Genomic DNA, 23869 nt, shown 5'->3' with positions numbered 1-23869 from the left:
TGTTTTCGACCGCGGTGCGGTCAGTTGTTGGCGGGGAAGCCCAAGTTGATGCCGCCGTGGCTGGGGTCGGCCCAACGCTGGGTGATGGCCTTGGCGCGGGTGAAGAAGTGCACACCCTCGGTGCCGTAGGCGTGGGTGTCGCCGAACAGCGAGGCCTTCCAGCCGCCAAAGCTGAAGAACGCCATGGGAACCGGGATCGGTACGTTGATACCGACCATGCCGACCTCCACCTCGTTCTGGAACCGGCGCGCGGCACCACCGTCGTTGGTGAAGATCGCGGTGCCATTGCCGTACGGGTTGTTGTTGATCAATTCCAGCGCCTCGTCGTAGCTTTCGACCCGGATGACCGACAGCACCGGCCCGAAGATCTCGTCGGTGTAGACGCTCATCTCGGGGGTGACGTTGTCGAGCAGAGTCGGGCCCAGCCAGAAGCCGTCCGCACCGCCGTCGGTAACGACGTTGCGGCCGTCGAGCACGACCTTGGCGCCTTCGGCTTCGCCGGCGCTGATGTAGGAGGCCACCTTGTCGCGGTGGGCCTGGGTGATCAGCGGCCCCATATCGGCGTTCTGGGCGCCGTCGCCGGTTTTGATGGCTGCGGCACGCTCGGTGATCTTGGCAACCAGGTCGTCGGCGATCGGCCCGACTGCCACACACGCCGAGATGGCCATGCAGCGCTCGCCTGCAGAGCCGAAACCGGCGTTGACCATACTGTCTGCGGCCAGATCCAGGTCTGCGTCCGGCAGGATGACCGCGTGGTTCTTCGCGCCGCCGAGGGCCTGGACGCGCTTGCCCGACGCGGTGGCGGTCCGGTAGACGTACTGTGCGATCGGGGTGGAGCCCACGAACGAAATTGCTTTGATGCCAGGGTTTGTCAGCAGTTCGTCGACGGCAGTCTTGTCGCCCTGCAGCACGTTGAACACCCCGTCGGGCAGGCCGGCCTCTTTCCACAGCCGAGCCATCCACAGCGACGACGACGGGTCCTTCTCAGACGGCTTGATCACGACGGTGTTGCCGGTGGCGATGGCGATAGGGAAGAACCACATGGGGACCATGGCCGGGAAGTTGAACGGCGAGATGATGGCGACCGGCCCGAGTGCCTGGCGGATGTTGTAGACGTCGATGTTGGTCGAGGCGTTCTCGGAGAATCCGCCCTTGAGCAGATGCGGTATACCGCAGGCGAATTCGACGACCTCGAGCCCGCGGGCGACCTCACCCATGGCGTCCGAGAGCACTTTGCCGTGCTCCGCGGTGATGATCGCGGCCAGCTCTTCTTTGCGAGCGTTGAGCAGCTCGCGGTAGGCGAACAGGATTTGCACGCGTTTGGTGATCGAGGTGTCACGCCATGACGGGAAGGCGGCGACGGCCGCGTCGATCACGGCTCGCGCGTCGGCAACGCTGGCCAGGGCGACCTGACCGGTGACCTCACCGGTGGCGGGGTTGGTCACCGGTGCGGACTGACCGGACGTGCCCGCGAAGGTGTCGTTGTTGATCCAGTGCGAAATGGTCGTGCTCATCGTCGGTGCGGGCCTTCCAGTCGGGGTGATGGGCCCGGATGATGGCCCAGCGATGGTTGTGCGGTGAATCCGTGCCTCTGAGCCTGCCCGGCTCCACCACCGATCTCGGCGACCACAATGTATTGATTTGGCGTCCTGGAATTACACTTTGTAAGTGCCAACCATCGCCGAGATCGTCGCTCTGCCGGTGATTCAGCACGGTGAGCCCGAAATCTTGTGTGACCGCGGGTTCGACCGACCGATCCGGTGGGTGCACGTCAGCGATGTGCCGGACCCGGCTGAGGTGCTGCAAGGTGGCGAACTGGTGCTCACCACGGGTGCTGCGCTGCGCACAGCACCCCGGGACTACCTGCAGTCGGTGGCCGAGGCCCGGGCAGTGGGCGTCATCGTCGAGCTTGGAGCCGGCGCGGTGCCGTTACCGGTCAACGTCAGCGCGATCGCCGTCGAACTCGACTTGGCTCTGGTGGCGCTACATCGGGTGATCAAGTTCGTCGAGGTCACCGAGCAGGTGCACCGGGTGATAGTCGCCGACCAGTACCAGGAGGTGGACTTTGCGCGGCAGACGCATGAGGTTTTCACCGACCTGAGCATGCGGCGGGCGACGCCGTCGGACATCACCGGCGCTGCCGCCGGGCTGCTCGGGGTCCCGGTGGTGCTGGAGGATTTGACGCACCAGGCGATCGCTGTTGCCACCGCTGGCCGGGCTGCGCGAGATGTGTTGCAGGACTGGCAACATCGGTCCCGGCGGCATGAGGCTGGCAGTGCTGATGACTGGGTGATAAGCCAGGTCGGCCGCGGCGATGAGGCCTGGGGACGGTTGATCGCCGTGGCGCCCAGCGTGGACGCGAACATCGCCCGCGACACCAGCCGCATCACCATGGTGCTGGAACGTGCCGCACAGGCGCTTGTGCTGCACCGCATGGCCGAGCTCGGCCGCTCAGACATTGAACATCAGGCCCAGGCGGGGTTATTGGAAGATGTTGCGCGCGAACGTATCCGAGACGAATCAGACGCTGTGGCGCGGGCCTTTGCGCTGGGTCTGCGGCGGTCGGCGGAATACCTGCCGGCTACCGTGCGGATCGGCGACTGGCCGACAGACGCCGATCCGGTGGCCGGGCAGCGGCGCGGCGCTCGGCTGCTCGACGTGGTGGTGCGATCAGCAAAAGCCTTGGGGCACACCGGGCTGTTCTCATTGCGCGGTGCTGGGGAGATCGCCATGGTGTTGTCGCTCAACCCGCGTCACGCAGGCTCACTGGAGCCGCTGGGCCAGGCGCTGCGGCGCGATGTGGAGCGCGCGGTTGACGCGCCGGGGTTGGTGCTCGGCATCGGCAGTCCGGCATCGGGTTTGATCGATGCGATCCATCTGATCACCGAGGCTGCACATGTAGCCGAAGCTGCACTGTCGCTTCCAGTTTCGTCGAGGACGTGTTTCCGGGTCGCCGATATCCGGTTGCGCGGCCTGTTGTCGTTGCTGCGGACGGACCCGCGCGTGCAACGCTTCGCAGAGGGCGAGCTGCGAGCCCTGATCCTGCACGATATCGAGACGGGCGACGACTGCATGGAGGTGCTGCGCGGTTACCTGGAATTGGGGGGCAACAAGTCTGCGTTGGCGCAGCGCCTGCACGTGAGCCGTCCCGCGCTTTACGCCAAGCTGGGGCGGATACAGCAGATCCTGGGTGTCGATCTGGCCGACGGCGAATCGGCCACCTCGCTGCACGTTGCCCTGCTGATCCTGAAAACACGCCGCGCATTCGGCGGGTCGGCGATGCCGCTGTGACATGCTCCTAACGTGTTGGGCACATCGCATAACCGCCAGGGCAACGCCACCCGGGCGCGGCTGGTGAAGACGGCCGAGAAGCTTTTCGCCGAGCAGGGCGTGGACGCGGTGTCGGTGCGCGCGGTCAATGCCGCCGCGGGTCTGGGTGCGGCGTCGGTGCACTATCACTTCGGCTCCAAGGACGAGCTTCTGCGCGCGGTGATCCTGGATCTGGGCACCACGGTGGGTTCCAGTATTCAAGCCAATGTCGATGCGCTGCAAGCTGATCCGATCTCACCCACGCCCGATCAAGTGGTGCGAGCGGTCACCGGCCCATATCGGGATCTGTTGCACCGCCAACGGACCCGCGGCATGCGCTGGATCAAGATCGTCGCGCAGACCTCGCAGGCGGGTCCGGCAGATGAGGCCATCGAGCCCAAGTTGCGCGAAACTCTGCTGGCGCAAGTTCGGCGGGCCTTCCCGACGGCCGCGCCGGAGCGCCTGGAGGCCCGCTGGGCCGTCTCCATCATGGGCTTTGTGCAGGCCTTGAGCCGTGCCGATGATTGGGACCGGGTGAAGTCGTCGGCTGATGCGCTCGACGCGTTCTACGAAGACCTGGTGACATTCGTCATCGGTGGCACTGAACGCTTGCTCAACTCGTAGTCACACGGTCGCGGCCGAATGCGAAGTAGACGCAGAAGAACCGCTGGAATCTCGCGATCCTCTTCACTTTCGTCGGTTGGCAGCGACGCGCTCAACTCGTCTCGCGACCCAAGTTGTCGCACCGACGCGGGCAAATCCACCACATGCATTCCGCGCCTACACAAGTAGCGAAGTCCTACCTGCGGTAGCCCGGTTCACGCGGCGCCGGTATCGCTCGATATTTATGGATCACTTGATCCAATCGTTTGATCGGATTACTGTCGCTTGCGGCCGACCGAATCCGTCACTTGCCCGACCTGAGAACCAGGAGACCACCGTGAGCAGCGTTGCCCAGTGGAGCCCATCGTCATTGAAGTTCGGAGCGTTTCTCGCTCCGTACCACCCACTGACCGCCGACCCGGCGCTGCAATTGCGCCGCGACATCGACCTGATGACGCATCTGGACCACCTCGGCTTCGAGGAGGCCTGGATGGGGGAGCACCACTCGACCGGCGCCGAAATCGTACCGGCCCCAGACATGTTCATCGCCGCCGCTGCCGAGCGCACCGAGCGCATCCGATTTGGCACGGGCGTCATGTCGCTGCCGTACCACCACCCGCTGATCACCGTCGACCGGATCACGCAGCTCGATCTGCAGACCCGCGGCCGGCTCATCGTCGGTACCGGTCCGGGCAAGATCCCGTTGGACGCCCACATGATGGGCATCACCACCACCGACCAGCGCCGCATGCAGGGCGAGGCGCTGGAAGCCGTGCTCCGGTTGCTGCACGGCGAGGTGGTCAACGTGGAGACGGACTGGTTCACGCTGCGCGACGCCCGAGCCCAGCTGCCGACCTACCATCCGGCCGGCATCGAGGTCGCCACCGCATCGACGATCTCACCGAACGGCTCGGTGCTGGCCGGCAAGCACGGGCTGTCGCTGCTGTCTTTGGCCGCCAGCTCACCGGCAGGCTACGAGTCTCTGGACCGCAACTGGGGCGTCTACGAACAGGTTTCGGCTGAGCACGGTCACGTCGCCAACCGCGCCTCCTGGCGTCTGGTCAACCCGATGTTCGTCGCCGAGACTCGTGCGGACGCCGAACGTGCCGTCAGCCGCCGAATCCACGCCATCGCTGAATATGTCAACCGGCAGCAGGGTCTCAACCCGGAGTGGGCACAGACCCCAGCCGGCATCATCGACTACTGGCGTAACGAGTCGCTCGGCGAGTTCGGCCAGGCCATCATCGGCACGCCCGAGGACGCCATCGCCCAGATCGACAGGCTCATCGAAAAGACTGGCGGCTTCGGCACCCTGCTGATCATGCACGTGGACATGGCCGACTGGGAGAACACCAGGCGCAGCTACGAACTGTTCGCCTCCGAAGTCATCCCGCACTTCCGGCGCCGCAATGTCGGCCGTCAGGCCAGCCTGCAGTTCGCCGAGGACAACCGCGAGCAGCTGATCGGTGACTTGGTAGGTGCGATCACCAAGGCCTACACCGACTATTACGGCCGGCCCACCGATCTGCCCGCAACCGACCTCACCAACGTCGGCGGTGCCGACAATCTGAGCACAGTAGGAGCCTGAGCATGAAGGCAGCACAGTTCATAGACGGCCAGTTCGCCCTGACCGATGTCCTTCCGCCGCCGGCCGCCGGCCCCGGGCAGCTGCTGATCAAGGTCGCAGCGTGCGGCATCTGCGGCAGCGACCTGAGTATGTCGAAGGACCCGTGCCGATTCGTCTCGGTCGCCGACGGTGCGGGCTATCCGTTCGCCGTGTTCGACGCCACCCGCCCCGTGGTGCTCGGCCACGAATGGGCCGGCACGGTCGTCGAAACCGGGCCGGACGTCGAGGATTTCGCTGAGGGTGACCGCGTAACCGGTCTGGGGATCACCACCGAACAGTCCACCGGAATGCTGACCATCATCGGCTACTCGAATGACTACCACGGCGCCTTCGGCGAATATATCGTCGTCGATGCCTTCTGGGTTCGGCACGTGCCCGACGGGCTGTCGCTCGAGCACGCCACCCTCGCCGAGCCGCTGCATGTCGGCGAGATGCACATGCAACAGTCCGGCTTGACTGCCGCTGATACTGCACTGGTGATCGGTTGCGGCTCAATCGGATTGGGGACAATCCTGGCTGCCAAGGCTGCCGGCGCACAGGTCGTCATAGCCTCCGAGCCCTCACCCAAGCGCCGCGAGTTGGCCGCCAAGATGGGGGCTGACATCGTCGTCGACCCCAAGGAGCAGGACCCGATCGAGGTCTACAACGAACTGCTCGCCGCAGGCAAGACCGGCGGCGGCATCCTGATCGCCTACGAATGCAGCGGCCGGGTCGGCACCCTGAACATTTTGACGCACACGTTGCCGTGGGGTTCGCGGATACAGGTGGTCGCCTCGCCGTTCGGAGAGGAGACGCTCATCCCGGTGGTCGCCCAGATGCGCCAGATCGCCATCAACTTCGGTCACGGTCCGTACGAACAGGCCTACGAAAAGGTGCTGGCGAGGCTTGCGTCCGGCGAGATCGACGCCGAGGCGCTGATCACCGGACGTACCGGACTCGACGGCGTCGGCGAAGCATTCGATGCGCTGCGCAATCCGGACGAGCATGTGAAGATTCTGGTGCTGCCGTCCTGACGATATCCGCAGCTACCGGCGTGTTGCTGCGTCGATCACGGGACATGCAGGCCTGCGTGCGGCACAGTTGACTGTATGGCCGGACAGAGGATCCCTAAGCCCAGTGATCTGAAGGCCGCGGCACAGTCCGCGGTGGACGCCGCTCAGTCTGCGGTCGGCGCTGCGCAGTCGGCGGTGGGGGCGGCTCAGGCGGCGGCCAGCGGGGCCATGCGCATCCCGCCGGCATCTGCCCAGCTCGCGGCCCAGCTGCCCGATCTGATCGAGAACCTGGCCACGGCCACCGAGCGACTCAACGCCACCATCGACCGCACCGAGCGGGTGATGGCCATGGCCGACCCGATGTTCCGCACCTTGGATGCGCTGCTGCCGCAGTTGGAAGCGCTGGTCAACACCGGCAACGAGGTTTTCCGGATGCTGTCCAACATCCCAGGCGTTTCCAGGCTCAATCCGTTCAGCGGCGGCCACAAGCCCCACGACCGCTAACGGTGATTTGTGCACGATTTGCGGCGCTGAGCGCCCGTTTTCGTGCACAAATCATGGGGTAGGCGAGGCGCGGCGGCGGGTGCGGCGTTCCTCGATGGCCTCGAATCGCACGGCCAGTCCGTCGATGAAGGCCGAGAGCGCAAGTTCGAAACCGGCCAGGTCGATCTCGTCGGCCTTGCCGCGCAGCAGGTGCGCCTGGCCCATGTGCGGATAGCGATCGCGATACACCTGCACGTCATCGGTGAAGCCGCGGGAAAACGATCCGACCGTGGAGCCCAGGACCAGCGATCGCGTCGCCGCACCGATGAGGGTCGCTTCCCGTGGCGGCCAACCGGCGCGGACCAGCCCGCCGTGAACCGCGTCGGCAACCCGCAGACTTTCGTCACGATGTCCGAGGCCGCCGGCAAGGTAGGGCACCAGGTTCGGGTGGGCGGCCAGCGCCGAGCGATAGGACCGCGCCCACGACGCGAGCGCGCCGCGCCAATCGTCGCCGGTCTCGAAACCGGAGGTGTCGATGTCGACGACCACCCGTCCGGCGACGGCTTCGAGCACGTCGTCCTTGGTGGGGTAGTGCTTGTACAGCGACGCTGCCTGTACGCCGAGTTCGGCGGCCAGCTTGCGCATGGACAGTTCGGCCAAACCGTGGCCGTCGATGAGCTTGAGCGCCGCGTCACGGATACGTTCGCGGCTCAACAACGGCACTTTGGGCCTGCCCATCGCGACCTTCCCTTGTCTTAGTGAACGCCGTTAGCTTATGGTGATGGAAACAAGCTAACACTGTTCGCCCCAAGTGAGGAGATATCCGTGAAGCGCGAGGTATACAGCGAGGAACACGAAGACTACCGGGCCATGATCCGGTCGTTCGTTGAGGCCGAGGTCAGCCCGGTGTACGACGAATGGTTCGAGAAGGGCTTGGTGCCGCGCGACTTCTACTACAAACTCGGCAAGCTGGGCATCTTCGGCGCAGAGATCCCCACCGAGTACGGCGGCGAAGGCATCACGTCGTACAAGTTCCAGGCCATCCTCACCGAGGAACTGGCCCGCGCCGCGGTGTCCTTCGGCGGCTCGAGTGTGCACGTGGGCCTGTGCCTGCCGTACATCCGCGACATCGGCAATGACGAGCAGAAGCAGCGCTGGTTCCCCGGCATGCTCAGTGGCGAGATCATGTTCGCCATCGCCATGACCGAGCCGGGCACTGGCTCCGACCTGGCCGGAATGCGCACCACTGCAAAGCTTTCCGAGGACGGCACGCACTACGTCCTGAACGGTTCCAAGACATTCATCACCGGCGGCGTGCACGCCGACCGGGTGATCGTGTGTGCGCGCACCGCCGCGCCGAAGGACGACGACCGCCGCTTCGGCATCTCGCTGCTTGTAGTCGACACCAAGCTGGAGGGCTACACCGTCGGCCGCAAGCTGGACAAGCTGGGCCTGCGTTGCTCGGACACCGCGGAGCTGAACTTCACCGACGTCAAGGTCCCTGTCGAGGACGTCCTCGGTGAGCTCAACCAGGGCTTCAACTACCTGGGCCAGAACCTGCCGCGCGAACGGCTCGGCATCGCAGTCAGCGCGTACGCCCAGGCCAAGGCCGCGGTTCGGTTCGCCGTGCAGTACACCAAGGACCGCACGGTGTTCGGCAAGCCGGTCGCTTCGTTCCAGAACACCAAGTTCGAGCTGGCGGCCTGCCAGGCGGACGTCGACGCGATGGAAGCCGTCGTCGACCGTGCCATGGAAGCCCACGATCGCGACGAGTTGACCGCTGCCGCCGCCGCGTCGGCCAAGCTGTTCTGCACCGACGCGGCATCCCGTGTCATCGACCGGTGTCTGCAGCTGCATGGGGGCTATGGCTACATCAACGAGTACCCGATCGCGCGGTTGTATGCCGACAACCGAGTGAGCCGAATCTACGGTGGCACCTCCGAGGTGATGAAGATGATCATCGCCAAGGACATGGGGCTTTAGGCATCGACCCGAAGTAGCAGTACCCGAAGTACCAGTAAAACTGGCGGATGCCCTGTGCGAAGGCGCCCGGCGAGGTAATTTGACTCCCGGGCGCCTTTGGCATCCGCCGACCAGACGCCCGAGATTGATCGCAAGGGGACGTTGGTGGCAGGGCAGCTACATCGTGGCGACGTATACGACGGCGCTCTCAGCCGTCGGCAGGCGCGCCGCCTGAGTCGGCGCTTCGCCGCGGTTGGTGTAAAGGTCGAACCAGGGCGGCTGCAACAGATCTCGTCAGGTGCGCCCACCATCGGTTCCGAGCACGTCGACGTCACCTTCGCGATGGCCGTGGCGGAACTGTCGGAAGAATCGCGAACCAGCAGACTGTCGCGGACCCGCCAGCGGGCGTGGTACGGGCTACTGATCGGCGCGATGGTGCTGCTCAGTCTGGCCGCGCTGATCGCCATGGCGATGGGAATCGTGTCGATGGTGCAGCCCGCGGCCGGTTAGCCGCCCGGTGCCGGCCACGTAATCTGGTGGCGAATTACCCGGGCGCTGTCACCCACCAGGGCTCGGTGACGCCATGGCCGAGGAGTGGACCCATCGAGAACGCGCTGACGCGATGGCTGATCGGCATGATCGCCGTGGTGATGATCGTCGTGTCCGCCGGGTGCCCGTGGTACACCGGCCACACCAACCAGGGCCACGCCACCATGAGCGGATGGGGAATCTGGACCATCACCGGCAACCTCGGGGCCGAACTGCGCCCGCTGCCCTTCGCTGTGTTGATTCTCCTGGCCGCCGGAACCATGATCGTCAGCGCGGTACGCGCAATGTTCGGCACCGCACTGGCCGGTGCCATCGCCTGCTTCGCCATCGGGTTGCTGCCGCTGATGACCGGCAGCGTCGTGGATCGGCGTGTCGCTGGAAGTGATTCTGTCGCAGTGGCTCTGGGCTCCGCACCGCCGCTGATCATCGGCATCGGACTGGTGGCGTGTCTGGTGTGCTGGATCGGCTACGCCCGGTGTGTGCTGCGCGCCGCACCCAAAGCCGAGCCCCAGATTCAGGCCTGAGCGCCGAGTCACCCGAGTCGCATCGGGTGTTCTGATCGTGTCACGATCTAGGACCGCGGCCGCACGTGAGCGCGGATCGGACCGTCAGCGACCATGGTGAACGGTACCTCCACCGGGAAATCGTCACTCAGGGAACGGATTTCGGTCCGACGAACGATGGTGGCCAGTGCCAATGTCGCCTCCAACATTGCGAAGTGGTTACCGATGCAGCTGCGCGGCCCAGCGCCGAACGGCACATACTGCCAGCGGTCACGGTTCTGGGAATTCTCCGGGCTGAACCGGTCCGGATCGAATGTCGTCGGGTTGGCCCACAATGCCGGATCTCGTTGCATCGCATAGACACCGACAACCGCGATGGTTCCGGCCGGAACGCGGTATCCATCGATGGCAATATCCGACATCACCATTCGCGGATTGGCCGCCCCGGGCGGACACAACCGCAGCGCCTCGTGCAGGACCTGGACGGTGTACGGCAAATCCTTCACGTCATCGGTGGTCAGTGGCCGGTTACCCAATGCCGCGGCTTCGGCGGCCACCCGCTCCTGGATCTCCGGATGATGCCCCAGCGCCCAGAACGCATAGGTCAACGTTGTCGCGGTGGTGTCATGCCCGGCGAGGATGAACACGACAAGATCATTGCAAATCTGGCTGTCCGACAACGGTTTACCGGTATCGGGGTCCGTGGCTTTGATCAGTGCGTGCACCAGCGGTGCGTTGACCGAGTCATCGGCCCGGCAGTCTGCGAGTATCTGGGCGGCGAGCCCGTGCACTGTCGCGCTTGCAGCCCGGGCCCTTTTGCGTGCCGGCGTGGGCAGCCAGGACGGCGCGCGCACCGGACTCCAGGCTCGATCGGCGCAGTACTTCAATGTGACCCGTACCGCGGGGCCTACCGCATCGGCGCGTTCGTCGAGATCCCGGCCGAACACCGATCGGCCCAGCGCCCGCAACGTGAGTGCATGGCATGCGGCGTCGAGATCGATCTGCGTGCCATCCGTCCAGCGCTCCGCCATCAGCCCAGCGGCTTCGGCCATATGCCCGGCGAACTGCGCCACATTCCGCTTGGTGAACAACGGCTGGAGTGCCCGTCGCCGCGGCAACCACCCATCCATGTTGAGACTGAACACGTTGCTGCCGAGCAGGCGGTCGATCTCGTCGTACATCGGCAGCGCCTTGTCGGTCGCGCCGTCGGTGCGGCCGAGCACATCATGGACACCCTGCGGCGACATCACGAGCACGATCGGCGGAGCCAACCATGCGGGCCCGAGCACACATTGTGTCACTGGGCCACCGGCATCACGTAAGGCTTCGAATCCGGTGTGGCACGCCCGGGTGGCTTTGACTCTTCGCAGGTAAGGCATCGGATTGACGGGCACCGGTGGCAGCGACGCAAGGTCGACGTCTGGCAGGGCCTGGGTCATGATCGGGACTCCGTGAAGGGCATGCCGCTGATGGTGCACGACCCCACCCGAGCGGTCGCGAGTAATCGACTACTTGAATATGTCCGCCGCCAGCCGAAGATCAGCTGGCGACGAATCTGAACCGGCCTTCCGCTGATCGGACATTCGGAGCCGCGCGGACGGCACCCGCTGCTATCAAGGTGGATATGAGCGCACAGGAACTGTTCGGCGGCGGAGTAGCGGTGATCACCGGGGCCGGCTCGGGTATCGGCGCAGGGCTGGCACGGCACGCAAGCAAGCTGGGAATGACAACTGTGCTCGCTGATATCGATGCCGATGCGGTCGTCGCTTTGCGCGGCGAGCTGATTTCGGCCGGGGGTGCGGCGTTCGATGCGGTGTGTGATGTCCGGGATGCCGACGCGGTCAAGGCGCTGGCGGACCGTGTGTATGGCGATATCGGGCCGGTGCGTCTGCTGGTCAACAATGCGGGCGTCGAGCAGTTCGGCTACCTGTGGGACACCCCGGTCGCCAACTGGAATCGGGTGATGGACGTCAATGTCAGCGGCGTGTTCCACGGCGTACGTGCATTCCTGCCGGCCATGCTCGCGGCCGGTACCCCGGCGTGGGTATGGAATCTGTCCTCGATCGGCGGCGTGTCCACAGTGCCGCGACAGGCGCCGTACATCGTGAGCAAGCATGCAGTGCTGGCCATGACGGAGTGCCTGCGCGTCGAGGTCGAAATGGCCGGCCATGCCGATCACATCTGTGTGCAGGCGGTCCTGCCAGGACCGGTCGAGTCCAATATCTTCAACGCCGCAGGCGGGGTCGATACCGACGTCATCAACCGTGCGGCCGCGGACGCCTCAAAGTCGGAGCGCGACGCCATGTTCAGCATCATCGCCATGGACCCGCAGACCGCTGCCGAAACAATCTTCGAGCAGTCTGCGGCCGGTGGCTTTTACCTGACCACCCACCCCGAGCAGGTCGGTGCGGCGATGACCGAACGGGCCCGGGTGCTCACCGCGCAAGAAGCGCCCCATCTGCGCGACCGCCGCTTCGCCACCAAGTGATTTGTGCACGAATTGGTGCGCCGGCCGCCCCTTTTCGTGCACAAATCACTGGTTCAACGAGGCGAGTAAGGCCGCCAGGCCGTACTCGAACACCGCGTCGTAGTCGGTCGGTGAGCGCAGGGCCTCGACCAATTCACGGTCGGGCCAGTCGGTGCCCCACAGCGAGGCATCTTCTTCCTCGTGCTCGCCGCTGCGAATCGACGAAAACTGCATCAGCGCTGACGAAATGACGTGGACCTCGATCGAGCGCAGCGCAAGTGCCGCCCGCGTGCCCTCGATGCCGAGCTCGGCCAGCTCTGCGGCGAGGATCTGTTGCACCGGCTGGAACAGCGACGGCGTCCGGTCGCGTTCGTGGGCGATCACCATCAGATGTTGACGTTCGATCAGCGCCGTCCGTTGTGCGCGGGCCAGGGCGGCGATCCGTTCCAACGGGGTGTCGCCGGCGGCGGGCAGACTGGCCATCTCCTCGATCAGCCGGTCGATCAGGTGATCGAACAGCTTGTCCCGGCCTCCGACATGCCAGTAAATAGATGTGACGGCAACGCCCAGATGTTCGGACAAGCCGCGCATCGAGAACCCGGCCACGCCGTCGCGTTCCAGCAGGGCGGCCGCCGTATCCAGAATCAATTGGGCGTCAACATTTTTCGCCTGACTACCGGCCTTGCGCCGAACCGGCTCGGTCATGGCTGCCTCCCTCCCTTGGATCACATCATGCCAAGTGTGCGGCATCGGTGTCGCCTTCCGTGTAACAGTGTTACATTGCAGAGGCTGACGTCAGCGTAGGCGAACATGGCAAGGGAGCGGATGTGTTCGATCTGAAGATCACCGGCGGAACCGTCGTCGACGGAACTGGTGCCGACCGGTTCACCGCCGATGTGGCGATCAAGGACGGCAAGATCGTCGAGGTGCACCGCCGGGGTGCGGGCGATCCGCTGTTGGCCGGCGAGGCCGCCGAAACCATCGATGCGACAGGCAAGATCGTCGCCCCGGGCTTTGTCGACATTCACACGCACTACGATGGCCAGGTCTCCTGGGACGCGGTACTGGAACCGTCGAGCAATCACGGGGTCACCACCGTCGTCGCCGGTAACTGCGGCGTCGGTTTCGCACCGGTGCGCCCCGGCCAGGAAGAGTGGCTGATCAAGCTGATGGAGGGCGTCGAGGACATTCCTGGGACCGCACTGACTGAGGGGATCACGTGGGGTTGGGAGAGTTTCGGCGAGTATCTGGACGTGATCGGCCAGCGTGAACTCGCAGTCGACATGGGCACCCAGATCGCTCATGGCGCAGTGCGCGCCTACGCCATGGGGGAGCGCGGGGCCCGTAACGAGCCCGCCAACCCCGACGACATCAAGGCCATGGCCAAGCTGGTCCAAGAGGCCATCGAAGGTGGCGCCCTTGGCTTTTCGTCGTCACGGACGCTCGCGCACCGGGCCATGGACGGCGAGCCGGTGCCCGGTACCTTCGCCGCCGAGGACGAATTGTTCGCCCTGGGCCGGGCTACCGCCGCGGGTGGGGCCGCGGTGTTCGAACTCGCCCCGCAGGGTGCCGCCGGCGAGGACATCGTCGCGCCGAAGACCGAGCTGGAGTGGATGCGCCGCCTGGGTGAGGAGATCGACTGCGCGCTGAGCTTCGCGCTGATTCAGGTCGACGCGGACCCGAACCTGTGGCGTGAGCAGCTGGACCTCTCGGCGGCCGCGCATCAGGCCGGCAGCCGGCTGTTCCCGCAGGTGGCGGCACGGCCGTTCGGCATGCTGTTGGGCTTCCCAGGCCATCACGCTTTCACCCACCGCCCGACCTACCGGCGCCTACTAGCCGAGTGCACCCGGGAGGAGCTTGCCGAGCGGCTGGCGGACCCGAAGGTGCGCGCGGCGATCCTGGCCGAGGAGGACCTGCCGATCGACCCGACCAAACTCTTCGACGGCATGTTCATGTTTGCGCAGAATGCGGCCAACCGGCTTTACCACATCGGTGATCCGCCGGACTACGAACCGACCGACGAGCGCACCGTCGCCGCTATCGCGAAGCAGCGCGGACTGGATCCCCTTGCGGCGATGTACGACTTGATGCTTGAGTCCAACGCCGGCGCCATGCTGATGTACCCGATGTTCAACTATTCCGACGGTAATCACGACGCCATCCGCGAGATGCTGACCCACCCGGCCGGAGTTCTTGGCCTGTCAGACGGCGGCGCGCATTGCAGCATGATCTGCGATGCCTCGTACCCGACGTTCCTGCTGACGCACTGGGCCCGGGACCGGCACCGTGGCGAGAAGCTGCCGCTGGAGTACGTGATTCGCAAGCAGTCGTACGACACCGCGCAGCTCTATGGCATGTCGGATCGCGGCGTGATCAGCGTGGGCAAGAAGGCTGACGTCAATGTCATCGATCTGGATGCACTCACCCTGCACGCCCCGAAGATGGTCCATGACCTGCCAGCCGGCGGAAAGCGGTTGGTGCAGGGCGCAAGCGGGTACGACGCGACCATCGTCAGCGGCACCGTGACTCGACGCCACGGTGCCGACACCGGCGCACGACCGGGGCGCCTGGTCCGCGGCGTCCGGTAGTTCACACGTTGGGCGGCACCGATTTTCGGTCAGGATGTCGGTGCCGCACCTACGGGACGTAGTGGGGCAGTGGCGAATTCGGCCAGACCAGCCGTTGGATCGATCTTCGCTCTGAAACCGAGCTTGGTGGCGGCGCGCGACGGATCGGCGACGATATGGCGGACGTCGCCGGCACGGTACTGGCCAGTGACGTGTGGTGCTCCCGCACCGCGCGCGAGGCAAAGTTGTTGGGCCACTTGGTAGATCGGAATCGGGCGGCCCGAACACACATTGAAAGCCTCGAAGCCGCCGAATTCTGCGTTCACCGCGGCGAGGTTGGCAGTGGCCACATCATCGACGTGGACGAAGTCGCGCATCTGCCTGCCGTCTTCGTAGACATTTGGCGTGCCTCCGGACTCTAGGGCGGAACGGAAAATGGCGGCAACACCCGAATACGGGGTGTCGCGCGGCATACCGGGCCCGTACACATTGTGGTAGCGCAACGCGATCACCGACGACCCGGTCGACTCCGCCCAAGCCACGGCGTAGTGCTCCTGAGCGGTCTTGCTTGCGGCGTAGAGGCTGCGGGGTCGCAGCGGCGCGTCTTCACCGACCAGTTGCCACTGCAGCGTTTCACCGTCGAACGGGCAGCGGTGCTCGAACAGACCGCCATCCAGGTCGGCCTTGTTGCGTGGCAGGGGGTCGACCGAGCCGTGATCAGGGCAGGCATAGCGCCCCTGTCCGTACACAACCATGGATGACGCCAGCACCAGTTTGCGGCAGCCGCCGCGGAACATCTCTGCCAATAGCACGCAGGTCCCGTAGTCATTGTGACCGCCGTACGACGGCGCATCCGCGGCGTTAACCCCGGCGCCGACCACAGCCGCCTGGTGGCACACCACGTCGATACCTTCCAGCAGCCGCGCCAAACCTGCGGAGTCACGTACGTCCAGCCGGATACAACCATCCGGCGGTACCGCACCCTCACCGTGCGCCGCGGCGAGCATGGCATCCACCCCGATCACCTCATGTCCGGCTGTGCGCAGCGAATCCGACACGCGACCACCGATAAATCCGGCGGCTCCCGTCAACAGGACCCTCACCGAGTCGACTCCTCTGCATCGGCCAGCGGCAGCCGGACCTCGAACCGCGCACCGATGTCTAGGTTGTGGGCGGACAGAGTGCCCTGGTGAGCCTGGACCAGTCCGGCCGCAATGGCCAAGCCCAGCCCTGAACCACTGGGCAGCGATGAATCAGTACGTGGCACACGGCCATTGGAACCGCGATAGGCAACATCGAACACCCGGGCCAGATCTGCGTCGTCAATCCCAACACCGGTGTCATCCACACGAGCCCAAGCACCGCCGACGTCGCGCCCCAGGCTGAGTTCCACCCGGCCACCCTCGGGCGTGTGGGCGATGGCATTGGCGACCAGGTTGGACAGCACCCGGACCAATGCTCGATCGCTTCCGATAACCCGAACCGGTTCGGCCGGCAGGCTGGCTCGCAACAGGACCCCGGCACGTTCAGCCGCGATCCGGTGAGTGGCCATCACGTCATCGACTACCTCATCGAGCGCAACGGTGTCGTGTGCAGGCTGTACGGCACCAGCGTTGATCTTGGACATCTCGAACAAATCGTCGACCATGTCAGAAAGCCGAACAGATTCCTGCTCAATGTGTTTGGCGTGCTGACGAGCCTCGCTGGCGTCGACCACACCATCGGAGATGGCCTCCGCTACCGCCCGGATACCAGCGAGCGGTGTGCGCAGATCGTGACTCACGAACGCGACCAAACGGCGCCTCGATTGCTCGGCAGCGCGCTCCGAGTCGCGAATCTCCTTCTCCCACACTGTCCGTCGCGCTTGGTAACGGGCCAGCATGATAGCCGCCGGAATCGTAACCACCGCCACGATAACCAGGACCACGGCGATGCGTTCGAATGTCTCGGTGATCATGAAACCGCTGGCGCCCAGCACACCGGTGAAGGTGGCCACCGTTGGGATCAGGATCAGCACCACCATGCTGACGGTCAGCGGCCACGACCGCGCGAACCGGATGATCAAGGCCCCGACGAGCACCACTGGTACCGAACAGGTCAACGCCCATCCGATGATCGCCCACAGGTCACTGGTTGGCATGCGGTCAACACTCCTGGTCGGGTTGTTGTTCGGTGTTCCACAGGTATCCGCGACCCCACACGGTCTGTACCCGATGCTGGTCGCCAAGCTTGGCGCGCAATCGCTTGATATGCACCGTCACAGTGGACAAGTCGCCGAAGTCCCATTGCCACACCAGGTTCAACAGCTGCTCGCGCGAATACACATTGTCTGGATGGGAAAGTAGGAACACCAGCAGGTCGAATTCGCGACTGGTCAGCCCCACCGGCTCACCGTCGATGGTGACCAACCGCGTTGACGCGGATACCCGCAGACTTCCGGAGCGCAGCTCCAAAGGTGTTGCTGTGCTTGTCTCAGAGGCTCGACGCAACACACTGCGGACCCGCAGTGCCAGCTCGCGCGGGCTGAAGGGCTTGGTCAGGTAATCGTCTGCGCCGGCCTCCAGGCCCGCGATGCGGTCGTCTTCCTCGCCCAGTGCAGTCAGCAGGATCACCGGCAGTCCGTAGCCCTTACCGCTGCGGACGCTTCTGCATAGCGTCAGCCCGTCGGGCCCGGGCATCATCACGTCCAGCACCGCGAGGTCGACCTGAGTCGAACCCAGCAATTGCATGGCCTCCGAGCCGTCACGGGCGATCGCCACGTCATGCCCATCGCGCTCCAGATAGCGGCGCACCACGTCCCGCACGACGGGGTCGTCATCGGCGATCAACACGGTGCTCACCATTTCGACAGTAGCCCTTCAGCGTCGCTACCAGCGTGGACGTCACAAATTCGTCATTACTCCAGACCTTTTTCCGAACGCCGCATGCGCCTAGCTTCGAAGTATGTCGTCCTCCACTGTCACCGTGCTGCTGCCGTGTCTGAACGAGGAAGCCTCGCTGCCGGCGGTATTGGCGCGCATCCCTGACGGGTATCAGGCCCTGGTGGTCGACAACAACAGCACAGACGCCACAGCCCAGGTAGCGCGTGACAGCGGTGCCGAGGTTGTCTGCGAAAAGCGTCCCGGCTACGGGGCAGCAGTGCATGCTGGGCTGCTGGCCGCTTCCGGCACCGTCGTCGCGGTGCTCGACGCCGACGGCTCACTGGATCCGCATGCCCTGCCCGGATTGGTGGCAGAACTCGACGGCGGTGCGGATTTGGTTGTGGGACAGCGCCGTCCGGTCCCAGGGCTGAGCTGGCCGTGGCATGCGCGGGCGGGTACCGCGCTGGTGAGTTGGCGCTTGCGGTCCAAATACGGCCTGCCGGTGCACGATATCGCGCCGATGCGGGTCAGCCGCCGCGAGGCGTTGTTGTCGCTGGGCATCACCGACCGTCGCTCCGGCTACCCGGTGGAGCTGCTGGTGCGTGCGGCGCAAGCGGGTTGGCGCGTGGTCGAGCGAGATGTCAGCTACGGTCCACGAACCGGGGGAGTGTCCAAGGTCAGCGGTTCCTTTCGTGGCAGTGCCGTTGCGGCACTGGACTTCTGGCGGGCCGTGTCATGACCGAGGTGCTTCCGGTCGCCATGACGGTGCTGGCCAAGGCGCCGGTACCGGGGCTGGCGAAAACGCGCCTGGCCGCGGCTGTCGGAACCGAGGCTGCCGCCGATATCGCAGCCGCGGCACTGCTGGACACCCTGGAGGCGGTGTCGGCGGCGCCGCTGGCGGCCCGTTCGGTCGCGCTGACCGGCGATCTGGACCGGGCGAGGTCGGCACCCGCGATACGCGAACTATTGGCCGCCTTCACCGTATTCGATCAGCGCGGTGATGCGTTTGCCGAGCGGCTTGCCAACGCGCACCGGGACGCAGGCGGCGCCGGCTACCCTGTCCTGCAGATCGGGATGGACACACCGCAGATCACGGCCGACGTCATTGGCGAGTGCGCGCGTGCCTTGTTAGGTACCGAGGCTGTGCTCGGCCCAGCTGAAGACGGTGGCTGGTGGCTGCTGGGCCTGCATGATCCGGAATACGCGGAATGCTTGCGCACGGTGCCGATGTCGCAGCCGGACACCGGAGAGCGCTCATTGCATGCACTGCGGGCTGCCGGGCTACAGGTACAGCTGTTGACCACGCTGGCCGACGTCGACACCATCGACGACATCGAAACGGTACGCCGACAATGCCTGCCCAACAGTAACTTTCACCGTGCAACCACGAACTTGGGGGCGTGATGTTCGGCAATCTCTACGAACGAGCGCTGGTGGGCGAACGGTGTTGGATCCGAAACGCTGACGGCAGTATCCAACGGCTGCCGGTGCACAACTGGCTGGGCGGCCGTCGTAGCGACCGGCGGTTCGACCGTGCGGTTTTGGAGCGTTGCGATGGGCCGACGATCGATTTGGGATGCGGTCCGGGTCGGCTGGTCGCCGACCTGGTCAGGCGCGGTGTGCCGGCTCTCGGCGTGGATCAGTCGGCGACTGCAGTGGAGTTGGCTCGCCGCAGTGGTGCCCCAGCGCTGCGCCGAGATGTCTTCGATGCGCTGCCCGGCACTGGGCGTTGGCAGACGGTCTTGCTGGCTGATGGCAACGTCGGGCTGGGCGGTGACCCATCACGAATCCTGCGGCGGGCGTGCGAGCTACTTCGGAGCGGCGGCGTGTGTTTGGCGGAGTTCGACTCTGCGCCGATCGGTGTTCAGTACCAATGGGTTCGGCTCGAATCGGCGCGCACCGTAGGACCGTGGTTTCGCTGGGCGGCGGTGGGGATCGACTGCGCGGCGAAGGTCGCCCGCGAGGCTGGACTGGCCTTCAGCTCAGTACAGCCGATCGGCGTCCGTATGTTGGCAAGCCTGGTGTCGACATGAGCCAGTTGACGCTGCGGGGTACCGCGATCACCGCACGCATCGGCGTTGCCCTGGGCGTCGCGATTGCAGTGTGCTTCACCACCGGATTGCTCAGCCATCTCATCCAGCACCCACCGCCGTGGTTCAGCTGGCCGACCCGGCCGGTGTGGCTGTACCGGGTGACACAAGGCACCCATGTCGCCTCCGGCATTGCAGCCATCCCGTTGACCATCGTCAAACTGTGGTCGGTGTGGCCCAGGCTGTTTGAGCGCCCGATCATCGGCGGCATCACGCGCCAGCTTGAACGGTTGTCCATTCTCGTGCTGGTTGGGTCGATTCTGTTCGAACTGTCGACAGGACTTCTCAACATCGCTCAGTGGTACGTGTTCAGGTTCTTCTTCACCACCAGCCACTACGCGGTGGCCTACGTCGCCCTCGGCGCCGTGCTGGTGCATCTGGCGGTGAAGCTGCCGGTGATTCGGCGGGCGCTGGGCGAACCACTGGACGACGCTCCTGTCCGTGCAGCTGGAGGCGCTTCCGGTGGTCTGACCCGGCGCAGCGTGCTGCGCGGTGCTTGGCTGGCGGTCGGAGTTGCCACAGTGGCCACAGTTGGGCAGGCGGTGCCGCTGTTGCGTCGGGTATCACTCCTGGCGCCTCGCTCTGGGCAGGGTCCGCAGGGGGTTCCCGTCAACCGCAGCGCCTTCGCTGCGGGCGTACTCGTCGGCGCCTACTCGCCGAATTACCGCCTGACAGTGGTCAACGGCTCCGCGAGTCGCTCGTTCTCGCTGGCAGAACTGGGCGCCATGCCACAGTCGACTCATCGGCTCCCGATCGCCTGTGTCGAGGGCTGGAGTGCCGAGGCGGAGTGGAGCGGGGTGGTGCTCGCCGATCTCGTGGCGGCGGTCGGCGGCTCACCTCGCGCCGACGTGAAGATGATCTCGCTGGAGCCGCCGGGACCGTACTCGCGCACCGTCTTACCCGCCAACCATGCTCGCGACCGAATGACCCTGATTGCGTTGCGGCTTAATGGACAAACGCTCGACGCTGATCACGGATATCCATGCCGGCTCATCGCACCGTCCCGGCCGGGTGTGCTGCAGACCAAATGGCTGGCTCGGATCGAGACGGTGCCATGAGAGCGATACGAGCCGCGCTGGCTGCCGCGGGCATAGCCGCGGTCCTGTACGGGTCGACGCTGCTCTGGGACAACCCGACGGTGGTTCTCGTGCGCATCCTCGCCTGGGGGCTTGGTGCGGTCATCGTGCATGATGCTGTGTTCGCTCCGTTGTGTGTGCTGGTCGGATACACCGGCCGCAAGCTTCTTCCGGCGCGGTGGCGCGCTCCGGTTGCCATGGCCGGGCTCTGCACCGTCGTACTGTTGCTGCTGGCCATACCGGTGTTCGACAAGCCGGGCCGACGCCCTGACAACGTAACGGTGGTCGATCGCGATTACCATGTGGGACTGTTGATTTCGCTGGCTGTGGTGTGGGTGGCCGCGCTCACGTACTTGGTGATCGTCCGCCGGCTACCAGTTGGTGAGAATGAGGTGGTTGAGCGCAACGGCTCCGATGACGTTGAGAGCCAGCCACCATCGCCGTGAGGCGGCGGGTAGCAGTCCTCCGGCGGCAGTGAGCCATACCGTGAACGGCAGCCAGATGCGCTCGGTCTCTGCCTTGCTCAGCATGCTGAGGTCAGCGCACAGAATCGCTAGCAGCGCGGCCAGGACCAGCAAGTTCAGGCCGGAGCGCCGTTGCACGACATTGATGTCGAATGCGCGACTCACGCCTGCCACCGAGCCCAGACCTATCGCGCACACCACCGAGGCCAGATTGGCCCACGACCAATACTGGAACGGTCTGTTATGCGCGATTCCCTGCCAATATCGTTGCTGTACAAGGGAGTATCCGTCGAACCACCAGAATCCGGCGAATGCAAATCCAGCGACGACAGCCACCGAGGGGGCGACGGCAAGCACTGCTGCTCGAACCGCCATGCGCCGATCCGGGGCACTGAGCAGGATGGCCACGGCAAGCAGCCCGATCAGCGCCAGACCGTAGTTCAGGAAGATGCTCCAGCCGAGCAGAAGCCCGGCAGCCAATCCGGTCAGCACAGGCCGGCGATTGCGGGTCGCCTTTGCCAGCATGGCGAGGCCCCAGGCGGCTACACCGGCATAGTAGCCATCTGCGGACACCGCGATCCAGATTGCCGTGGGCGCGACCGCAACGAACGGCGCCACGGATCGGGCGGCCGACTCGCCCGAGACCGTCCGTACCGTCACGACGATGGCAGCCGCCGCACTGCTGCCGATCAACGTGCACCACCACGCGGCCCAAGCACCGCCGCTAAATCCGAGTCGGTCCAGCCAGACGAACGTCAGTAGCGCTCCGGGCGGATGCCCCGAGACATGCGTGATCCATGAATTCGGTTGGAAATCAAGAATTCTCGACGAGAAAGTCCGCAGGGCTTCCGGTATGTCGGTCACCGTGGGCACCTGTCGCAGATATTCGTTTGGCGAGGTCAGGCGCCCCGCGAAACCACGGTGCCACCCGTCGACCATCGCCAACGCGAACGCCCAGCTCAGCGACGTTACCCAGGCCAGCCAGGGCACAGCCGGCCACGGTATCCGGGCAGCGATGGTTGGTCCCCATAGCACCGCGCACACCGCTATCAGCACTGCCGGACCCGTGCCCCACCCGATGTGGGCGTTCCACCAACCGAAGATGGGGGCAGTCTGTGCGTAGTCGCGTATCTGCTGGTCAGTGCTGTTAATGAGGGGCGCAACCATGCCAAGATGCAGGTGTGGAACCACAAATGCGGCGACCACGAGCGCGACCGCAAATCCGGCGGCCCACGCTTCGCGGCGTCCTAGCTTCACGACCAATCACCTTATGGCACAAAGCCGATGGCATGTCTGACTATTCTGTGACGTAGGCGATCGGCCCCAACGCCGATCGCAGTCGTAACGTGCCGGACAGGAAGGAACCCGATGACCTGTCCGTACTGTGGTGCCGATCTTCATGACGGCACGTGTGCTCGGTGTGGCTGGCCGCAGCTCTCGGCGGGGTTGACGGGCTGGCGTCCTGATCCGACGGCACGCCATGAGGGCCGGTACTACGTGGCCGGACGGCCGACCAACCGCGTGCGTGACGGCAGGGCCCAGGCGAATGACCCGACCGGCGGCCAGAAGTTGCCGGACTATGTCGAAGTGCCGGCCCGGTCGGGTCTTCGTTCGACGTGGTTGGCCACCGGCATGGCGACGGCAGTCATTGTTGCCTGCTCCGTTGTGGCCTGGGCGTTGGTGTCGGGTCACAACACGGCTCCGGCGCCGGAGACCCGGTATCTGTCGGCGCTCAAGGATGGCGGAGTGGCCGGCCAATTCAACTCCGACGCCAATGCCATCGCCCACGGCAGGCTGGTATGTCGGCAGTTGACCGATGGTGGCCCCCAACAGGGTCTGTTGGCTGACAAATTCGCCGTTGACGCGTTCTGCCCCCAATTCGCTCAAGGGTTTCACGTCCTCGAAACAGTCACAGTGTCAGGGACTTTTGTCCTCATTGACAGCCAAGGCATGGATGCGATCAGCACCGACGGAACGTCGTGCGAAGGTGCGTCGGGCTATTCCGACGTCGGTAAGGACACACCGGTGACGGTGAAGAACGGCAAAGGCGAAATTCTTGCCGCCACAACCCTGGGACCAGGCAAGGGCGGCGACACCGCCCAATGCTCATTCACCTTCGGCTTTCCGATCACCGAAGGCCAGGACCGCTATGTGGTCTCGATCGGTCGCCGGGGCGATTTCAACTATAGCTTCGAACAGCTCCAGAATCGCGGTGTCCAAATACACCTCGGCCAATGACCAGCACGCTCTTGACAGTGCGGAAACCAGGGTCGAGCCTGAATCAGGAAGAAGCACAAAAAGATTCAACCGACCAGC

Annotated in this window: 24 protein-coding genes; 16 read left to right on the top strand and 8 right to left on the bottom strand. The window is 65.0% G+C overall.

The genetic code is table 11. The features are described 5' to 3' along the window. Positions 1-20 precede the first annotated feature (20 nt). Complete coding sequence (locus tag M2432_RS08645; protein ID WP_280826380.1) at positions 21-1514, bottom strand: CoA-acylating methylmalonate-semialdehyde dehydrogenase; 1494 nt, start codon at positions 1512-1514, stop codon at positions 21-23. A gap of 154 nt (positions 1515-1668) precedes the next feature. Here M2432_RS08645 and M2432_RS08640 point away from each other — a divergent pair, with 154 nt between their 5' ends. The 5 genes from M2432_RS08640 (at position 1669) to M2432_RS08620 (ending at position 7035) form a co-directional block, all read left to right on the top strand. After that, positions 1669-3291: a PucR family transcriptional regulator gene (locus M2432_RS08640; RefSeq protein WP_280826379.1), complete on the top strand. Its 1623-nt coding sequence runs from the start codon at positions 1669-1671 to the stop codon at positions 3289-3291. Positions 3292-3303: 12 nt separating this feature from the next. Then, positions 3304-3933, top strand: coding sequence for a TetR/AcrR family transcriptional regulator (locus M2432_RS08635; protein ID WP_280826378.1), 630 nt, complete (start codon positions 3304-3306; stop codon positions 3931-3933). 316 nt (positions 3934-4249) lie between these two features. Next, positions 4250-5500: an LLM class flavin-dependent oxidoreductase gene (locus M2432_RS08630; RefSeq protein WP_280826377.1), complete on the top strand. Its 1251-nt coding sequence runs from the start codon at positions 4250-4252 to the stop codon at positions 5498-5500. Between the two features lie 2 nt (positions 5501-5502). Beyond that, positions 5503-6552, top strand: a complete 1050-nt coding sequence (locus tag M2432_RS08625) for an alcohol dehydrogenase catalytic domain-containing protein (RefSeq protein WP_280826376.1) — start codon at positions 5503-5505, stop codon at positions 6550-6552. Between the two features lie 75 nt (positions 6553-6627). Continuing rightward, positions 6628-7035, top strand: coding sequence for a hypothetical protein (locus M2432_RS08620; RefSeq protein ID WP_280826375.1), 408 nt, complete (start codon positions 6628-6630; stop codon positions 7033-7035). 51 nt (positions 7036-7086) lie between these two features. Here the strand turns inward: M2432_RS08620 and M2432_RS08615 are convergent, their stop codons facing one another. Further along, positions 7087-7752 (bottom strand): TetR/AcrR family transcriptional regulator, encoded by a 666-nt coding sequence (locus M2432_RS08615; protein WP_280826374.1) that lies wholly within the window; start codon positions 7750-7752, stop codon positions 7087-7089. A gap of 87 nt (positions 7753-7839) precedes the next feature. Here M2432_RS08615 and M2432_RS08610 point away from each other — a divergent pair, with 87 nt between their 5' ends. The 3 genes from M2432_RS08610 (at position 7840) to M2432_RS08600 (ending at position 10049) form a co-directional block, all read left to right on the top strand. Next, positions 7840-8997 (top strand): acyl-CoA dehydrogenase family protein, encoded by a 1158-nt coding sequence (locus tag M2432_RS08610; RefSeq protein WP_280826373.1) that lies wholly within the window; start codon positions 7840-7842, stop codon positions 8995-8997. 144 nt (positions 8998-9141) lie between these two features. Further along, positions 9142-9486, top strand: coding sequence for a hypothetical protein (locus M2432_RS08605; RefSeq protein WP_280826372.1), 345 nt, complete (start codon positions 9142-9144; stop codon positions 9484-9486). Between the two features lie 26 nt (positions 9487-9512). Further along, positions 9513-10049, top strand: coding sequence for a hypothetical protein (locus M2432_RS08600; RefSeq protein ID WP_280826371.1), 537 nt, complete (start codon positions 9513-9515; stop codon positions 10047-10049). Between the two features lie 47 nt (positions 10050-10096). Here the strand turns inward: M2432_RS08600 and M2432_RS08595 are convergent, their stop codons facing one another. Next, positions 10097-11467: a cytochrome P450 gene (locus M2432_RS08595; RefSeq protein WP_280826370.1), complete on the bottom strand. Its 1371-nt coding sequence runs from the start codon at positions 11465-11467 to the stop codon at positions 10097-10099. A gap of 185 nt (positions 11468-11652) precedes the next feature. Here M2432_RS08595 and M2432_RS08590 point away from each other — a divergent pair, with 185 nt between their 5' ends. Beyond that, on the top strand, positions 11653-12516 hold the full coding sequence (locus M2432_RS08590) for an SDR family NAD(P)-dependent oxidoreductase (protein ID WP_280826369.1): 864 nt from the start codon (positions 11653-11655) through the stop codon (positions 12514-12516). Between the two features lie 45 nt (positions 12517-12561). Here the strand turns inward: M2432_RS08590 and M2432_RS08585 are convergent, their stop codons facing one another. Further along, the gene (locus tag M2432_RS08585; RefSeq protein WP_280826368.1) at positions 12562-13200 is read right to left on the bottom strand and encodes a TetR/AcrR family transcriptional regulator; all 639 of its coding nucleotides are present in this window, start codon (positions 13198-13200) and stop codon (positions 12562-12564) included. 122 nt (positions 13201-13322) lie between these two features. Between M2432_RS08585 and M2432_RS08580 the strand changes: the two genes are divergently transcribed. Continuing rightward, positions 13323-15083, top strand: a complete 1761-nt coding sequence (locus tag M2432_RS08580) for an amidohydrolase family protein (protein ID WP_280826367.1) — start codon at positions 13323-13325, stop codon at positions 15081-15083. A 29-nt stretch (positions 15084-15112) separates the two neighbouring features. On the opposite strand, the gene M2432_RS08575 is transcribed toward M2432_RS08580, so the two are convergent. From M2432_RS08575 to M2432_RS08565, 3 genes are read right to left on the bottom strand one after another with little or no spacing between them, the layout of a single operon-like run. After that, the gene (locus tag M2432_RS08575; protein WP_280826366.1) at positions 15113-16165 is read right to left on the bottom strand and encodes an NAD-dependent epimerase/dehydratase family protein; all 1053 of its coding nucleotides are present in this window, start codon (positions 16163-16165) and stop codon (positions 15113-15115) included. Then, a complete protein-coding gene (locus M2432_RS08570; protein ID WP_280826365.1) occupies positions 16162-17202 on the bottom strand; it encodes a HAMP domain-containing sensor histidine kinase in 1041 nt (346 codons plus the stop codon). The genes M2432_RS08575 and M2432_RS08570 overlap by 4 nt, the downstream gene beginning before the upstream one ends. Before the next feature lie 4 nt (positions 17203-17206). Next, positions 17207-17902: a response regulator transcription factor gene (locus tag M2432_RS08565; protein WP_280826364.1), complete on the bottom strand. Its 696-nt coding sequence runs from the start codon at positions 17900-17902 to the stop codon at positions 17207-17209. A gap of 103 nt (positions 17903-18005) precedes the next feature. Here M2432_RS08565 and M2432_RS08560 point away from each other — a divergent pair, with 103 nt between their 5' ends. From M2432_RS08560 to M2432_RS08540, 5 genes are read left to right on the top strand one after another with little or no spacing between them, the layout of a single operon-like run. Then, positions 18006-18662 (top strand): glycosyltransferase family 2 protein, encoded by a 657-nt coding sequence (locus M2432_RS08560; RefSeq protein WP_280826363.1) that lies wholly within the window; start codon positions 18006-18008, stop codon positions 18660-18662. Next, positions 18659-19327, top strand: coding sequence for a DUF2064 domain-containing protein (locus tag M2432_RS08555; RefSeq protein ID WP_280826362.1), 669 nt, complete (start codon positions 18659-18661; stop codon positions 19325-19327). Before M2432_RS08560 ends, M2432_RS08555 begins: the two co-directional genes overlap by 4 nt. Then, positions 19327-19956, top strand: a complete 630-nt coding sequence (locus M2432_RS08550) for a methyltransferase domain-containing protein (protein WP_280826509.1) — start codon at positions 19327-19329, stop codon at positions 19954-19956. Before M2432_RS08555 ends, M2432_RS08550 begins: the two co-directional genes overlap by 1 nt. Further along, positions 19953-21071 carry a molybdopterin-dependent oxidoreductase gene (locus tag M2432_RS08545; RefSeq protein WP_280826361.1) on the top strand — a complete coding sequence of 373 codons (1119 nt, stop codon included), beginning with the start codon at positions 19953-19955 and terminating at the stop codon, positions 21069-21071. Before M2432_RS08550 ends, M2432_RS08545 begins: the two co-directional genes overlap by 4 nt. Next, on the top strand, positions 21068-21535 hold the full coding sequence (locus M2432_RS08540) for a hypothetical protein (protein WP_280826360.1): 468 nt from the start codon (positions 21068-21070) through the stop codon (positions 21533-21535). Before M2432_RS08545 ends, M2432_RS08540 begins: the two co-directional genes overlap by 4 nt. Here the strand turns inward: M2432_RS08540 and M2432_RS08535 are convergent. Next, positions 21461-22810: a hypothetical protein gene (locus M2432_RS08535; RefSeq protein ID WP_280826359.1), complete on the bottom strand. Its 1350-nt coding sequence runs from the start codon at positions 22808-22810 to the stop codon at positions 21461-21463. The genes M2432_RS08540 and M2432_RS08535 overlap by 75 nt on opposite strands. Positions 22811-22921: 111 nt before the next feature. Here M2432_RS08535 and M2432_RS08530 point away from each other — a divergent pair, with 111 nt between their 5' ends. Then, entirely contained in the window at positions 22922-23791 is an 870-nt protein-coding gene (locus M2432_RS08530) for a DUF732 domain-containing protein (RefSeq protein ID WP_280826358.1), read from the top strand. The last annotated feature ends 78 nt before the right edge of the window (positions 23792-23869 follow it).

The sequence above is a fragment of the Mycobacterium sp. OTB74 genome (genome assembly GCF_029892685.1).
In the GTDB taxonomy this organism is placed as follows: domain Bacteria; phylum Actinomycetota; class Actinomycetes; order Mycobacteriales; family Mycobacteriaceae; genus Mycobacterium.
Note: the sequence above shows the minus strand (reverse complement) of the source record. Positions and strands in the feature narration are given on the sequence as shown.

Coding starts and splice junctions, on each gene's coding strand:
- M2432_RS08570 (WP_280826365.1), bottom strand. CDS start 17,202: ATGCCAACCAGTGACCTGTGGGCGATCATCGGATGGGCGTTGACCTGT.
- M2432_RS08560 (WP_280826363.1), top strand. CDS start 18,006: ATGTCGTCCTCCACTGTCACCGTGCTGCTGCCGTGTCTGAACGAGGAA.
- M2432_RS08545 (WP_280826361.1), top strand. CDS start 19,953: ATGAGCCAGTTGACGCTGCGGGGTACCGCGATCACCGCACGCATCGGC.
- M2432_RS08530 (WP_280826358.1), top strand. CDS start 22,922: ATGACCTGTCCGTACTGTGGTGCCGATCTTCATGACGGCACGTGTGCT.
- M2432_RS08645 (WP_280826380.1), bottom strand. CDS start 1,514: ATGAGCACGACCATTTCGCACTGGATCAACAACGACACCTTCGCGGGC.
- M2432_RS08550 (WP_280826509.1), top strand. CDS start 19,327: ATGTTCGGCAATCTCTACGAACGAGCGCTGGTGGGCGAACGGTGTTGG.
- M2432_RS08555 (WP_280826362.1), top strand. CDS start 18,659: ATGACCGAGGTGCTTCCGGTCGCCATGACGGTGCTGGCCAAGGCGCCG.
- M2432_RS08620 (WP_280826375.1), top strand. CDS start 6,628: ATGGCCGGACAGAGGATCCCTAAGCCCAGTGATCTGAAGGCCGCGGCA.
- M2432_RS08590 (WP_280826369.1), top strand. CDS start 11,653: ATGAGCGCACAGGAACTGTTCGGCGGCGGAGTAGCGGTGATCACCGGG.
- M2432_RS08615 (WP_280826374.1), bottom strand. CDS start 7,752: ATGGGCAGGCCCAAAGTGCCGTTGTTGAGCCGCGAACGTATCCGTGAC.
- M2432_RS08625 (WP_280826376.1), top strand. CDS start 5,503: ATGAAGGCAGCACAGTTCATAGACGGCCAGTTCGCCCTGACCGATGTC.
- M2432_RS08540 (WP_280826360.1), top strand. CDS start 21,068: ATGAGAGCGATACGAGCCGCGCTGGCTGCCGCGGGCATAGCCGCGGTC.
- M2432_RS08585 (WP_280826368.1), bottom strand. CDS start 13,200: ATGACCGAGCCGGTTCGGCGCAAGGCCGGTAGTCAGGCGAAAAATGTT.
- M2432_RS08595 (WP_280826370.1), bottom strand. CDS start 11,467: ATGACCCAGGCCCTGCCAGACGTCGACCTTGCGTCGCTGCCACCGGTG.